General features: G+C 56.7%; 10 protein-coding genes and 1 tRNA gene. 2 read left to right on the top strand and 9 right to left on the bottom strand.

The annotated features are described in order from the left end of the window. Positions 1–484 precede the first annotated feature (484 nt). From JF542_RS09390 to JF542_RS09375, 4 genes are all read right to left on the bottom strand, one after another. Positions 485–880, bottom strand: coding sequence for a hypothetical protein (locus JF542_RS09390; RefSeq protein ID WP_207075646.1), 396 nt, complete (start codon positions 878–880; stop codon positions 485–487). 584 nt (positions 881–1,464) lie between these two features. Further along, positions 1,465–3,135, bottom strand: coding sequence for a hypothetical protein (locus JF542_RS09385; RefSeq protein WP_207075645.1), 1,671 nt, complete (start codon positions 3,133–3,135; stop codon positions 1,465–1,467). Continuing rightward, positions 3,125–4,957: a site-specific integrase gene (locus JF542_RS09380; protein ID WP_207075644.1), complete on the bottom strand. Its 1,833-nt coding sequence runs from the start codon at positions 4,955–4,957 to the stop codon at positions 3,125–3,127. The genes JF542_RS09385 and JF542_RS09380 overlap by 11 nt, the downstream gene beginning before the upstream one ends. A gap of 150 nt (positions 4,958–5,107) precedes the next feature. Then, on the bottom strand, positions 5,108–5,617 hold the full coding sequence (locus JF542_RS09375; RefSeq protein ID WP_207075643.1) for a hypothetical protein: 510 nt from the start codon (positions 5,615–5,617) through the stop codon (positions 5,108–5,110). Between the two features lie 281 nt (positions 5,618–5,898). Here JF542_RS09375 and JF542_RS09370 point away from each other — a divergent pair. Further along, positions 5,899–5,988, top strand: a tRNA-Ser gene (locus JF542_RS09370). A 404-nt stretch (positions 5,989–6,392) separates the two neighbouring features. Here the strand turns inward: JF542_RS09370 and JF542_RS09365 are convergent. The 5 genes from JF542_RS09365 to JF542_RS09345 all read right to left on the bottom strand — a co-directional run bounded on the left by JF542_RS09365 (position 6,393) and on the right by JF542_RS09345 (position 11,888). After that, positions 6,393–8,516 carry a DEAD/DEAH box helicase gene (locus JF542_RS09365; RefSeq protein ID WP_207075642.1) on the bottom strand — a complete coding sequence of 708 codons (2,124 nt, stop codon included), beginning with the start codon at positions 8,514–8,516 and terminating at the stop codon, positions 6,393–6,395. A gap of 1 nt (position 8,517) precedes the next feature. Then, complete coding sequence (locus tag JF542_RS09360) at positions 8,518–9,357, bottom strand: HamA C-terminal domain-containing protein (protein WP_207075641.1); 840 nt, start codon at positions 9,355–9,357, stop codon at positions 8,518–8,520. Positions 9,358–9,728: 371 nt separating this feature from the next. After that, positions 9,729–10,622 carry a hypothetical protein gene (locus JF542_RS09355; RefSeq protein WP_207075640.1) on the bottom strand — a complete coding sequence of 298 codons (894 nt, stop codon included), beginning with the start codon at positions 10,620–10,622 and terminating at the stop codon, positions 9,729–9,731. A gap of 266 nt (positions 10,623–10,888) precedes the next feature. Then, a complete protein-coding gene (locus JF542_RS09350; RefSeq protein WP_207075639.1) occupies positions 10,889–11,329 on the bottom strand; it encodes a hypothetical protein in 441 nt (146 codons plus the stop codon). Next, complete coding sequence (locus JF542_RS09345; protein WP_207075638.1) at positions 11,322–11,888, bottom strand: type II toxin-antitoxin system PemK/MazF family toxin; 567 nt, start codon at positions 11,886–11,888, stop codon at positions 11,322–11,324. The genes JF542_RS09350 and JF542_RS09345 overlap by 8 nt, the downstream gene beginning before the upstream one ends. Before the next feature lie 677 nt (positions 11,889–12,565). Here JF542_RS09345 and JF542_RS09340 point away from each other — a divergent pair. Further along, complete coding sequence (locus JF542_RS09340) at positions 12,566–13,795, top strand: plasmid recombination protein (RefSeq protein ID WP_207075637.1); 1,230 nt, start codon at positions 12,566–12,568, stop codon at positions 13,793–13,795. Positions 13,796–13,935: the final 140 nt, after the last annotated feature.

The following is a 13,935-nucleotide window of genomic DNA, read 5'->3' as shown; positions in this document are numbered from 1 at the left end:
GCTGGCCCGATACGGCTGCGCTGTGTGAGGGCTACACCGCATCGGGCCAGCTACCCGGGCGCTCCAAGGGGGTCATTTTTGGATGCCGATAGGGGGTCACGATTGGCTGCCGATTGACAGAGTGCGTCCAGAAGGTCGCAGAGGCTCGCGCCGTGGCGGCGCAGGTGTTTCTCTGTCCCCGCCACTGCGTCGAAGCGGGCCTGGTTAGTGTCGGGTGTGGTCGAGTGGAGCATGATTTTCTCCCTTTCATGCGTGAAAAAGCGATGCTGGTGGTGCCTGATTCATCGGCGTCATGGTCCGTGCTTCGCGGGAGGGAGGTGGGTCGGCTTGGCTCCTTTTGGTCGGTAACCGTGAGCTGGTGACGAGGACATTGGCGGTTCTCCGGGAGCACGAAGGAAAAAGTGGTAGGCTGGCCGATTTTTCTTGTTGAGCCGCTGCGTCATGCCGGCCGCCGCGCTGGATGCGTGACGGCCGGGAGCGAAGATCAGAGGATCCGGCTGGCTTCGCATTGAGTGATCCCCGCGCCGTGCAGCACATCATCGAGACCGTCAGCGAGCAGGCAGAGCTCGGACACGATCGGGTCCTCCGGCTCGAGCAGGTAGAAGCATCCTTCGCTCCCCCACTCGTCTTCATCGCCCTCGTCGAGGAAGAGGATCGCGCGCAGCTGGAGAAGCAGGCGCCGGAGACGGTGCGTGATTGTCCCGGGTTGTTCCAGACCGTCGCGGATCGCGTTGAGGAGGCAAGCGCCGCGCCGGTCTGCGAGCAGGACGGCTGCATTGCCGAGCGCCGCGTCGTGATGAGAGAAAAACTCCCTCAGCGCCAGCTCACCGGCCGACATCGAGCGGGCTTCGTTGCTGGTGGTTAATCTCGAATGAAACATGAAGACCTCCTTGTGTTTGTCTTGTCCGGGCTTCGTCCCGGGTCAGGAAGGAGGGGAGGTCCTTTACGCTGTCCGTTGCTGTGTTTCGCGCCGCGCCTGGCGGGCGCCAAAGCAGCGAGCTGTCAAATATTGGATGGTCACTGCTGTGGGACACCTCGCTGGCTTCGTCTGTCACAAGCGAGATTGGCCGAATGCTCTGGATGCGAAGTATTTTTTCGGGTAATCAGGAAAAAATATGCTTCTTTCTCACGGCGTCTTGAATAGCCTCGATTTTGTTGCCGCATCGTCTGACAGCCGCCTTGCCGAGGCCGCGCCCCCTCTCAAATGTGCGCTCCACGGGCCTGACTGCGGATGATGACTTCGGCACTCGACGCTACCGGACACGGGCGCGCAGGCTTGAGGTTCGCGTCGGGCGGTGCAAATGTATAAGCTCAAGGGTGCTGGATTTCGGAATTGCCCACGCCAATTCGGCCACGAGGGCGCTCCCTGTGCTTGCACAGCGACTGCCGGGGGCTGTTATCTAATTGTCGGCCGACGTCCTGGAACGCCCGGGAGTGATGTTCAACATCAGGCGACTTTGCCCCTTAGCAGGGCATTTCCAAATCGATCTCGATAGAAGGGAAGTGCTTTTCAATGGTATCATTCGAGAAACCAGACAGCAGGAGACGGTTCGCTTCGAGAAGTAGTGCGTCATGCATGGCCTTCCCTTGATAGAACGTTGCGGTCTTTGGGTCCCACTGTGCACATAGAGAAAGCGCCAGCTCCGTGCCTTCTCTCCCCATCCTTCCGAGTTCCGTATGGACAACGCTTCTGGCGATGTGTGGGCCGCACTCGATGTGCCGTTGCCAAAGGTTCGCCACTCGTCGGTTCGACATGTGTCGGCCATTCGCATGTGCAAACAGAGCTTGTTTCGACCGGAGCGCTTCCTGTCGCTTCATGCCGAGGTATGTCTCGTCGCATCCACGCAATAGCAGCGCGTCAAGAAATGGCGTGACGAAGTCGCAGACCTCTCCGTGGAACTCCGTGCCGCATTTACTGGTCCTTATGTCGAGCCGATACCGCTGTCCGGTATGGGTTACGTGAACTCCCCAAAGAAGATTAGTATCTTTCACACGTAGCGGGATCAGCGAGAAAAGCGCCAGCGTGGCGGCCGCGTTCAGCTTCGCCACGCGGAGTTCGAGTGATCGTTCGTTTCGAGAGGCTGCGAGCAAGTCAATGGCGCGCCCGAGCACACCGTCTACCGAGCCCAGCTCGTCCAGCCTGGCAAACTTTTGGGGGATATCTGCCTGCTTCTTGAAGAAAAAGTCCCGCTCGATGTTGCGCAGGTCAGCCATGACCCCTTGATCGAGGCCAAGCACCGCTGCAAACCGTCTGAGGGCAGAAATATTGATCTCGATCGTCGCGTTTGTCGCATTGCGTCGCTTGAGCTCGTTCACAAGTGCTGAAGCCGTTCCTCTGTTGATCTCGCACGAGAGCTCGCGGTCCTGACAACAGAAACACAGCGTCCGCAGTGCGACCTCGACGGTTGGAACAAAGCCCGGCGAGAGTGCAGTGCCTTCCCCGCCGCTGGCTTCCACATCAGCGAGAATATTCTGCCACTCGGTCGGCAAGGCGTCCCTTCTCACCGATTTCGTGAGCCGCCAAGAGGAACGGGACTTACTTCCGGATCCGAACCGTTTTGCCCGTAGGGCCGAAATCGCCAGGTCGAGTTCTTCCGCCACCCACGGGATCTTCGGGATTTCGAGCTTTTCGAACGTCGTCTTGAGCGCGGTCAGTGGGGCTTCCGAATCCCACTTTGCGGCAAATTCGACGTAGTCACGTGATCTTGGAGAACGGATACCGCGTTCATTGAGATACCGAAGCCACTCATCAAGGCGGCTGACCTCGTGGATGTGGAGCCTGTCCATCCTGCTCTGTGGCAGGAACGGCAGCCACCACTCGGCGCGCAGGATTTCGGTCCTCATTCGGACGCCATCGACGCGTCGCCTGTGGTCGACCACGGCCGCGTGTAATTCCCGTCGCAAGAATTCCCAATCTGGCAACACGCGGTGAAGAGATTTTTGAAGGTCGGCCAGGACGCCGCGGGTCGCAACATCCGCGGCGAAATCCAGAAAGACAAAGCGATCAACTTGCGGGACGTCGCGGTCCTTCAACCAGCGCTGAAAGCGCTGGATCCGAAGGGTGTGCTTGCCACGCGGTCGGTCCTCCGGTTCGATCCTGAGGAGATCGCACGACGAGATCGGGTCATGCTGCACTGGGAAACTCCTTCGTCAGCTCCCGCTGGCCGGCAAGCACCAGTTTTTCGTGATCGATCCAGGCGTAATTGTCGCGGCAGACCGCTTCCGTGTCACCGAGACGTGCAGCGACGAGAGACCAGTTTCCAGGGTTTTCAGCCACGAGGATCGAGGCTTGTCCGTGACGGAACATATGCGGATTCAGGCCGGGAAACCCGCATTCGGCTGCGCAGTCGGACCACCACGACTTGAACGTTGCATATGATAAGGGCTGACCCGGTTTCTGAACTGCCGGAAAGAAATGATCGTTATCCTGATGGTCGCTAAAGAGCGGCCGCATGAACTCTTCATACCAGCGGAGCGTTTCCAGGCCGCGCAACCGGCTTGTCGCCGACATCGTCGCAAAAAGCGGCTTGCGGTTCTTCACGTATGCAGCAGGGATCATGAGCCGCCCGTCGTCCGCCTTGCGATGTCCCAGGCAGAGCCAGGCCCCGCTGCCGCGGAAGGTTGTCTTCAAGACGCTCGAAACGCGCGCCGGGATTGCATCGGTTTCCAGGGCAGCGAAGCCCGCACATGTCCCGAAGCGACGCGCCTTCTCGAGGTGCCGCTCGGCTTCCCGGCCCGTCGTCATCTGGGCAGCTTTCAGGTGGAGGATCGCCTTTTTCCTGAGCTGGATGTGAAGAGACAGGAACCGAATTCGCGCGTTCATGTCGGTCACGACACTCCGACAGAAGGAGCGGACATGTGGAGCCATTTCGGTCCGACTGCGGCGGCCCGTCTTCAGCCATCGATCCGTGTCGAGGATCATTCTGACCGAAGACGTATCTTCTCCGTTGCGCTCCAAAAGTGGAACGAGACATTCGAAATAACCCCGAGCGGTGCGAGGCGTGATGGCGCCGGCTTCATCATTTTTGTGCAGGTCGCGGAGCATTTGAACGACGGCAACCAAAACCAGCTCATCGAAGGCCGACGCGATGGTGCTCAGTTCAGCAAGCTTTAGTGCGCCGGCGCGTTCTGCAGTCGTGAGGATCTTCTTGGCGGCATTGAAGTAGGGAGTGGGAGAGACGCCAGCCACAAAGGCATTGTCTGTTATGGACCAGCGGCCCCGTGTTGCGAGGTGAACCCAAGTCTCCAACTCCTGAACCAACGACCCCGGAATGGCGACTTTCTCGGCCCGTTCTGGTCGAACGAAGCCGATGGGCTGCGCTGGCAGGACACGCTGTATCCGCCGATCCGTGATGACGCGTGACTGATCGACGAGATCGAGCGCCTCTACCACGGCGTCCTTTGCGGCTTTCGTGGGGGCCGCTCGGTAAAGGCAAAGAGCGACGTCCGGATCGATGTCGCTCACCCGGATCTCCAGTTTTCTGGCGGTGTCCGCGCAGCTTTGGATGCAGATGAGCTGCTTGGGATGAAGCTCGAACGGAGAGGGAGAGCCCTTTTCCGCGATTTCCCCCAGCACAGCCAGAAGCGAGGCCCATTCGTCACGCCGCGACCTGCGTTCCTTCTGAGCCGCGATTATGCCGGTCGCGCCATTGATCGCCGCCGAGACGTTGCGCTTCCAGCGCTTGGCAGCGCAGAAGGTCTTGCCCCAGGAACGAGCGTAGGCCCTGTTTGGAAACTTGCTTTGAAACTGCTTTGTGCAAGCTGGAATCCGGTCGGGCGCCCGACCAATCAACCTTGCCGCTTTTCGGACGGCTTGCGTATAGGTTCGCCGAGCGGCAACCCCGAGGGGGCATTCGTCGCGCTCGAGCCACTCGAGTACATCCTGAAGGGTCTTGGCCCCGGATGTCGCTTTGTCGCCAAGGCCTTGGAAACTATCTTCAAAGGGATTGAAAGTCATGGGTGTCATTTCCTTGATTTGGCCGTTCATCGTTCAGATTGGCCGTTCTTCGTTGTGACGAAGCGGAAATTGACAGGCAGCCTGCAAGAAAAGTCGGAACAATCTTGCCGGGTGGTTGTCATCTTTTCCGTTCTTCGTCGGGGGTGTCATTTAATCGTTCCCGGTGGCCGCAGATCGTGCTGCAGCCCACGGATCGAATGAGTTGTGCGCGGGCTTGCGCTGCCGGGGCCTCGAGGCTTCAGGCGAGATCATTGCTGTCGTCGAGGCGCGCTTGTAGTGAGGCACAGGCAATCCTGCCTGCCAGGCGCGCAGCTGTGCCCTTCGCCAGAGCATCGGCTTTTTCCGTAGCGGGATAGGGTCGGGAAAGCTCGCATCTGGCTTCGCCAAGCGGCGTCGCCTGGCGGAGCGCGGCGACTCCCCCAAGATGCCTGCGACGTCGTCCGCCGTGCAGTGAGGCAGCTTCAGTTCGTCCCAACGCGAACGCGGCGGTGGCGCAAGGCCTTCGGCCTGCCAAATGGCATGCCACGGATAGCGGCCGCCGACATGACGAATGCCAACCTTCCGCGCGAGCTCGCGAGCTGCCCTGGCCGACGGCAGTCTCCAATACTTGGCAAGCTCTTCGGCACTCGCCGAACCTGGGTCTTTGCTGTCGGTCTTCATGTCCGAGCCTCCTTGTGGGAAGGAGATCGGATCGTGCAGGCCCGGCCGGAAACGACCTTGGCAGATTCAAGGGCGCGTTCGGCCTGCGCGGTCTCACAAAGTGCTTGACGCGTCCGAGGGCGCTTTTGCTGTAAGGGAAATTGACCAGATCTTGCCCAAACCCGGTGCCGTTCCCTGCCTCTCCATGCACTTTGAGCAGGTTTTTGACGGTGGGGAGTTTTTTGCGGCAAAGGACAGTTTCGCCTTGTAGCCCCCATGTTTCCTTGGCTATACGCGTCGGCGGAGACGTGGCCGAGTGGTCGAAGGCGCTCCCCTGCTAAGGGAGTAGGCGGGAAACCGTCTCGAGGGTTCGAATCCCTTCGTCTCCGCCATATCTTCCTAGATAAGGGAAGATTAGCGATTTAGTTTCAGTGAGATAGCAAAGAACTCCAAAATTTGGAGAGCAGGATTGCTACACATTTTGCTACACATCCTAAATCCGATGAGCGTGGCGCCGCAGCTTTCGCGGAGTGCCTTAGCCAAAACGCAGAGTTGTCGGGAACCCAAAGAGCGACCGACGCTGACACCTTCCACCAGAGCTCGTGAGTGGGCGCGTACCAACATGTTGGCTTGGTGCGTGCGCCGCGACACGCGCTGCAGGAACTGGTCCACCCGAGCACCGCGCAGCCACTCGGCAGCCCTTGTTTGCAAGTTCATGGAGTTCAGCGCACGCAATGACGAGCGAAGAGCTTTTGCGGCACAAAAGTAACCTTCGCACGCCATTCACTTCACGCACTCATTCCGTAGATCTCGAATACTCTTCTGCATGAGACACACCAGACAGAAAGCTCTCGATCATGTAGATCTCAATGTCGCGAATACCCGAGACATTTCGAAAAGAACTCTTCGGAATTTCTTTGAGAGCATCAATTAAATCTTGGACATCGCCTTCAACATCACTTTGACTGATCACTTTACTCTTAAGCAAGAGGCGCGTGGTCACCCGCGGAAGACCAAACTCTTCAATTTGATGCACTGCGCTCGGGAGGAAGCAGTGAGAGAGCTGCGTGGCGAACCGCTCTGTGTTCACATGAACACCGATATGTTTCGCAACTACCCCTATATCTGAAATCAGTGCCGCGAGATTGAAACTAACCTCCTTTTCGATCTTGAACATCATTTCAAGATCACCCTCGCTATGCTCCAAGGCGAGGAAATCCTCACAGACCCTTCTTGATCCGTGCGACCAGTTACGGGACATGACCTGTATAGCGGGGACAACCAAACCCTTTCTGGCGCCGTATGATCTCGAAGAAATATTTAATATCTCGTACAACGCAGTTTTCCAATGAGCCGCGTTTGAACTGTTGAGGTTACCTATTTTATCGACAAAGCTTGGGCGCCGCAGAGCGGCCACAATCTTCGAAAGAACTTGCATGTCGTCGGAGTTCACTCGATCATCCCGAACTATCGCATGAGCCACGTCGCTCGACCCCACGGCCCTGATAAGAGGTGAAATATAGCTGGCGATCAGTGGGCTGCTTTCCGAATTTGCTTCTCTATTCGAGTCAAGCTCCGCACGGCCCATGACATCGGGAGACATATCGATTTCGAGCTGCGTTGGCGTATCTTTCGGCGCCTTTTCGAGGAGATATATGTGGCCAACAAAGTGCTTAAACATCCTGCCGCCCCGGCCGATCAGGTTCTTGAACGACAAAGATTTGAGGTTTCTGTTTCCGTTCTTCGCCTGCCAAACGACAATATTTTTTGCAGACGTATTAACCCCCTCAATGATCGAAGAGGTTGACACAATCACCGAGAGTCCGTCGCCACCCTCTTCCTCAAACAGTTGAACCTGAAGGGCTGCTAAAGACCTGTGCATTTTGCCGTTATGCACACCGCATCCGCGACGAACCAAGGAGGGAAGCAGCCATGCTGGAGAATAATTCTCTTCGAGCCAATCTGCAAAATCCTTTAACAGAAGACCCCTCGACAGTGGCATGCTCTGGATTATTTTCTTCGAAATGTTATCGATTGCAGTAAAGGTTCCCGCATACACTAACGTTTTTCCATCTGCTTCGCTCAGCATCTGGACAAGCCAACTGGCCTTCAGCGCGGGATCTTTCCTTAATTCCTTCGAGAGGTCATGGACATTAAGGAATACTGTATTGAAGTTCAATTTATCAACAAACTCCACCCCATCCAAAAGCGGACTATCCACAATGGAACTGATATTTGGAGTTAGAAAATACGACTGCTTCGCCCGCCCTTTGAAGTTCAATATCGCCCTTACAAGTGACGGAGACCTATCCTGGTCGAAGTGAGATGAAATTTTGTAGAACTCATCCACTACAAGAAGATCGACCTCATCAAGCGTATCTATTAGCTTCACGGCCCTTTCTTGGGGCAGGATGTAGATAAACCGATCCTTCTTTGCCTCACGTACCGTCGTAATAACGTCATATACGTCAGAAAATTTTTGCGTGAGTCGCCTTCGAAATTCGTCCATCAACGATATGGTTGGCACCAAGATCAGAACCGACTTCGGCTTCCTAATCGAGATAAATGAATCGATTATGAAGCTTTTTCCAAAACTGGTTGGCGCGCTAAGCGCCAAGCTCTTTTCCTTCAATAGCTTCAGAAGGACTTCAGCTTGGGGGCGATGCAAAACTTTTTCAGTTCCTGCGCCAACATCGAACGTGAACGCCGAGCGGTTAAACCGTTGCCACCACGTAGCGCCGGATTGCCTCGTGTATGCCGTGAGTCCGCATGAAATAAGGAGCTCATTGAGCAGTTCTGTGTAAAGAGAAATATCCTCCGGTTCCTCATCAAGTAATCTAACTAGAAGCTCACGCGCTCCAGGCTGGTTGCCCGAATCGATCAATGCCGATATCTTCGAAAACTGCGAAAACGTATCCAACTTAATCCTCCGCCTCCTCACGCTTTGCCATGGCTACGCGCGTGAACCTATCAACGATCTTCTTCTTACTTGGCACGGGAAATAGGATGAGGAAGAAGTTAATATTCGAATACATATGAACGCCACCGCTCGAAGCAGCCTGCTTCAAGAAATAAGCTTCGGCAATCTCCGCACTTCTCCCGATTACCTTCCCGGCATACTCTTCACTCCAAGCCGTGCAATCCGCGGTATCCTCGCACTCATGAATCAAGAGTATAGGAATATTTATCTTAGACTTTATTCTGTCAACTGATGTGGCGGAACTTAGGTCCTGCCTAATCTTATCCACCAAACTCTTATCAATCCCCAGCTCTTCAATTTCCTTGAGACCGGTGATAATAGAGTTCTCCTTTCTGATCTTTTCTGTAGACAAAGAATTTATAACAGATTTAACAATTTCGCCAAGTCGCTCTGGCTTTGATGAGTTGAAAAGCTTCGCCTCGCCAAACCATAGTGAATATTCCAGCTCAGGCGTTATCACAACATGCACACTGTCCGCGCCTTTTGCATTGTCATTCACGTTCTGCTTGTAGAAAATCTTAGGAACCACAGGAAGAGCGTCGAACAACTCCGTCATTAGGCCGTAGAGAAATATCTCTGCAATTTCGCTCCCACTTCCGACCTTGTCGCTTTCTGTGAGGCGAAGGTTCTTAGCTGCCTCCACCAGCTCGGAACCACTTCGCCCAGTCAGTGAAGCACGGCTCTGCGCGCTCAGCGCTGTAGCCGCTACATGGTCCCAAAGAAAACTGTGAAAAACGCTACTGCGCCATTTTCCATCCTGGAAATCGTTCGCCAGGCTCATAAGTGTCTTATTCTTGAAGACCTTAAGCTTCGTCGGATACTTGCTATCACTCGTGTCGCGTGGCGTAAGCAGATTGAAAGTCAACATGAATACTATGGAACCCTTTAGCAAGCCGTTGCGATTAACACACCAATAAGCTGTGAGACGTGTGTGGCGAATGCCGATATCGACTTCTAGCTAAAACCGCTCCTTTCTGTGGCGGCAACGCCACATCGCGACACGACCCCACCGCATTCCATCACATTTGAGACGTGGGCGATGGAATAAAGCATCGCCTCAGAACCTCTCAACGAATGAGAATTCTTCGCGCCACAAAAAAAGCGTCAGCACTCCCAGAAATACCACATATTCCATCGACACCTTTCAGAAACTCAGGCATCCCAAACCGGGCTGTCATATATCTCTCTATGCTCCCGCAACGTAACGTATTTCATCCCTAAGCCTTCAAAAAATGGCTTTCTGTGAGGGTCTCCATCACCAACAACATCGACATACCAAGCCATGTTCTTCCACGATGGATTTATCTTGAATATCCTTGCGCGCTCGAGAAGCAACCACCGCAGGAAGCTTTCATCTTTTCCAAAACTGAATCCAACCACTAGAAGCGGCTTAAAGAAAATAATATCGAGCCAAGTGTCTTGACCTCGCCACTCCCTATTTCCAGACTTCGCCAAGTACCTTAGCGACCCTTCACCGGAATACACCCACGATCTCGCCCTTTGTACCGACCCCATGTAGTCAGTCAAACCAAGCCTAATACTACGAGGGTAGATCTTCATTCCGTGTGCGTGCCAAATTCCAAAACCCTGACAAACACTATCAATCCTCCTGTCCGAATAATACATATTCCACGGATAGAAGTCGGTCATAGCATTTTTTCCGAATTTGAATTTTTTACCACCAATAGATTTCGAAAAATTTTCGTCAAAATTTACAGTAACTAATGGGGTGGAGTTTCGCCTTGCCCAATTCGCAATCCTAGAGTGATATTCAGAAGGTCGCCACCCCTCCATCAGATCACAGAACATCTTCTGAAGCCTGATGCTATTTTCATTTCCTCTCGCTAGATCAAGAAGATCGAAGAACTCGGTATTGGACATCTCCTTCATTTCCTCCTTGCTTAACTTAAGGTCGAACCTCTTCGCCAAAGTGTCTAGCAAGTCGCCCCAGCTCGTATCACGAGCGCCGCCGAACCGATTTATTCCGTTTCCAATTAGCAGAGCTGGCTTCTCCGCCCTTCCCAAGATGTCTTCGAATTTGCCCACCTCATCCTCGTCGTCTGTGAATTATCCAATTTCGCCCATGGCTTAAGCAAAGGTTGCAAATTCTTCCAGAGGCAAGTTATGGGAAGCGTATCAAGGCCTGCACGGTAGAGTTCGAAAAACAACAGTTTGAAGCTCCTACGTTGGGCGCTCATCAGCATTGTCGCTGAACCTGTTCTCGCTTTCTGCTTTTGCGGACGCGCCAGCCGGGTAGCAGCAGAAGTCGCTGGCGCGTCCTGACGCGGGCGTTCCTGGCCCGCGTGTCTCGTTTATGATGCCGCGCGCAATACCTCGATAGCCCGCTCAGCGTGCATCAGGTCATGCACGGCGAGCAGCGTCTCCTGCAGGTCGAAGAGGACCATCAGCGCGCGGCCGAGTTCGTCCGCGGCGCGGGTGCGTCGCTGGCTCGTCCAGTGCGCAGGTGAGACGTTGCACTCGTCGTTTGCGTAATGAACGACCTCGGTCGTACCGGCCTGGATCAGGCCGACGATGCGGTCGCTGAGTCCGTCGATCTCGGCCAGGGTCTCCTCATCGAAGATGCGTCGCCGGGCGATGCGATCTAGAAGATGTTCCGCTTCACCGCGGGCGAGGGGCTCGAGGTTGTGCAGGACGTCTTCGCCGAGCGCGGTCGCGACGAGGCGCGACTTCGCGAAGGCCGAGGCTGCCAGCGCGTCGATGTTGTCGTAGGTGATGGGGAGGAGGTCAGTCATCGGCAGAACCTTTCATATCGTTGCCGACCGCAAGGAGGCTGCGGTTCCGCCCAAGGAAACCGCGGCCTTCCTGCTGCCAGCGGCGCTGTTCCTCACGTTTTTCACGACGGATCTCGCGCGCGATGTCGGCCTCGGCCTGGATGCGAGCGCGCACGGCATTCATCCGTTCGGCCAACACCTGATCAAGGCGCCCGATGACCGGAGTAGCGGTGGTGTCAGCGCACTCAAATCCGCTGTGGTCCAGGCTTACGGTGATCCGGCGAACGCCAACGAAACGGGTCGGTTGCTTCAGGCCAGCGTGCACCATGGAGTCCTGGCTGGAAACGACGATGTTGTAACCGCTGTTCGCTTTGCCGCTGGACGTCGTACCGTAGGCGAGGGTCGCGGCGCGACGACCGAGGCGGTCGTGCACCTCGAGAACGAGGCAAGGGCGTCGCTTCGGCGAAAGCGGGGCTTGGCTGCCCTCCGCAACGGGAAAGCGGAACAGAACGACATCGCCGCGCTGGAGTTCGGCTTGCCACACGGGAAGGCCTTCGAAGGCTCGGGCGGGGTGAAACATGATGTGTCTCCTGATGGGTTTGTGTGAGACACCCAGCCCTTCGCCCATGAAGGGTTGTTGTTGCTTGGGGCTCCGCGTCACCCGGACCGCGCAGCCCCAAGCAACAACAACCCTGCCAACATTCCTCCTACGCCCCGACCGTCGGGGGTCGAGAGCGCAAGCGGTGTCCAGAGGCTTGAGCGGCGAATGCGTCAAAAGGGGGTGTGGGGGCAGGTCCATCGGCGGGGCCTCTCGTCAATTGCGCTGACCCGCCGGAGGCGCCGGACAGGGTGCAGGGAAAGACGGCGAGTGTTCCCTGCCCAGGGGGCCGAGGGGGATGGTGTGCCCCCTCGTCGAGCCGAAGGCTGCCAGGGGGTGCAGGGGGAGTGGCGAACGACGCCCCTGCGAGCAGGGGGTGGCCGGAGGGGGAGTGCGGAACGATGACCCTCCGGTCCGGCTGAAGGCCCCTGGCGGGTGCGGGAGGGTGGAGCGCCTCCCGCGCGGCGCGTCAGCGCCGCCGGGGTCCGGGGGCGAAGCCCCCGGCGAACGGCAGGCCGAACGCAGGCACCGAAGGTGCCGGAGTGCGGGCTGTTTAGTGAGTAATGGTCCAGCACAGTCCCTTGCGCGCGCGATGGCCATTTCCTGCGGATCAGAAACAGATCGACCCATTTTCTGACCTCAACCTCTGGAGGTCAGCTATGGCAGAGAAAAACCACCCGGTCGTTCTGCGGTTCGAGGGCATGATGCCGGGCGACATTGCCGGCTACGAAGCGCATCGCTATCGCAAGGGCGGCGATCTCGGGCACATTCTTCCGGACCGGCCGAAACCGCGACGCCTCATCGGCAGCGAGACTTGGGCCCAAGAGGCGCTGGCGGAAATCGAGCTGATGAAGTTCGAGACTTTCGCCGCCGAACTCGTCGACCTCGATCGGCGCAAACGCAGAAAGGAGATCCGCCAGCGGCGGATGGAGGGTCCGCGCGATCCGTGGCGCGCCTCGCGCCATGGCCCGATGCGAGAAGTCATCCTCACGGCCAACAAGGAATGGTTCGAACACACGGAGAGCAGCGACGAGCTGTTCAGTACGGCGCGGGAGCGGCGGTTCGAAGACCTCGCCGTCGCCTGGCTTCGCGAGAACTTCGGCGATGATGTGATCCATGCCCGTGCCGACCTGGACGAACAGGCCTTTCACATCCATGCCGTCATCATGCCACGCGCAACGGTGCAGAAATACGGGAAGAAGTGCGCCGTGCTTCAGCCATCAGTGCACCCTCTCATCAAGGATTACGAAGCAGCGCAGGATAGCGTCGGCGCTTGGTTCAGCGAGATTGGTCTGGTCCGGGGCGAACGTCGCAAACAGGCGATCCGCGACGCGCTGAACGACGGTCGGACGCCACCCGCGAAGCGACGCCATGTGCGTCCCGCCGAATGGAGAGCGCGTGAGGAACGGCGCCTCGCCGAGAAGGCCGCAAGCCTCGAGGTGCGCGAACGCGATGTGGCCGCGCGAGAGGAAGACGCAGAGGCCGTTCTGGCATATGCCGACGCCGTTTCGGCGGGTGAGATCGACGAGAGCGGTCGGCCCATCGATCGCGACAGTAGTAGCGACAATCCGAGCTCCATCCCGCCTGACGGCAAGACCTCCTTCGGGTTTGTTGCTGCGCGCAAGGCATTCCGTGCGGCCGCAAAGCGGATCAGGGCGGGTGCCGAGGCCTATGCACTGCGCAAGGCGCGGAAACTGGTCGATGCAGATATCGCTGAAATCAAGAAAGCTGATGAGTTGATCGTCGAGATCGCGCAGTCCCTTCCCGTGCAGCAGCGCGCGCGGATTGCTGAAATCCGGCGTCGCCTCACCGCGCGGCTTATGGCCCTCGATCCGCGCACGAAGGGTCGTTCGCGAGGTCCAGATACAGGCTCCGACGCACCGCGCTGAAGAAGGGCAAAGAGTCGAAAACTTTCATATGAAAGTTTTCGAGAACGGCGGAGTTCAAAATGTTTTTCGCGAAAGCATGTACTAAGGTGTTTGCGCGAAATTTTATTGGCCCCGCCGCTGCGGTGCAAATTTTTGAATAT

It is taken from the genome of Salipiger bermudensis, from assembly GCF_017309175.1.
GTDB classification, from domain to species: domain Bacteria; phylum Pseudomonadota; class Alphaproteobacteria; order Rhodobacterales; family Rhodobacteraceae; genus Salipiger; species Salipiger bermudensis.
This window is presented reverse-complemented; position numbering and strand designations above follow the sequence as displayed.

Coding starts and splice junctions, on each gene's coding strand:
- JF542_RS09390 (WP_207075646.1), bottom strand. CDS start 880: ATGTTTCATTCGAGATTAACCACCAGCAACGAAGCCCGCTCGATGTCG.
- JF542_RS09380 (WP_207075644.1), bottom strand. CDS start 4,957: ATGACTTTCAATCCCTTTGAAGATAGTTTCCAAGGCCTTGGCGACAAA.
- JF542_RS09375 (WP_207075643.1), bottom strand. CDS start 5,617: ATGAAGACCGACAGCAAAGACCCAGGTTCGGCGAGTGCCGAAGAGCTT.
- JF542_RS09360 (WP_207075641.1), bottom strand. CDS start 9,357: ATGAGCCTGGCGAACGATTTCCAGGATGGAAAATGGCGCAGTAGCGTT.
- JF542_RS09350 (WP_207075639.1), bottom strand. CDS start 11,329: ATGACTGACCTCCTCCCCATCACCTACGACAACATCGACGCGCTGGCA.
- JF542_RS09345 (WP_207075638.1), bottom strand. CDS start 11,888: ATGTTTCACCCCGCCCGAGCCTTCGAAGGCCTTCCCGTGTGGCAAGCC.
- JF542_RS09340 (WP_207075637.1), top strand. CDS start 12,566: ATGGCAGAGAAAAACCACCCGGTCGTTCTGCGGTTCGAGGGCATGATG.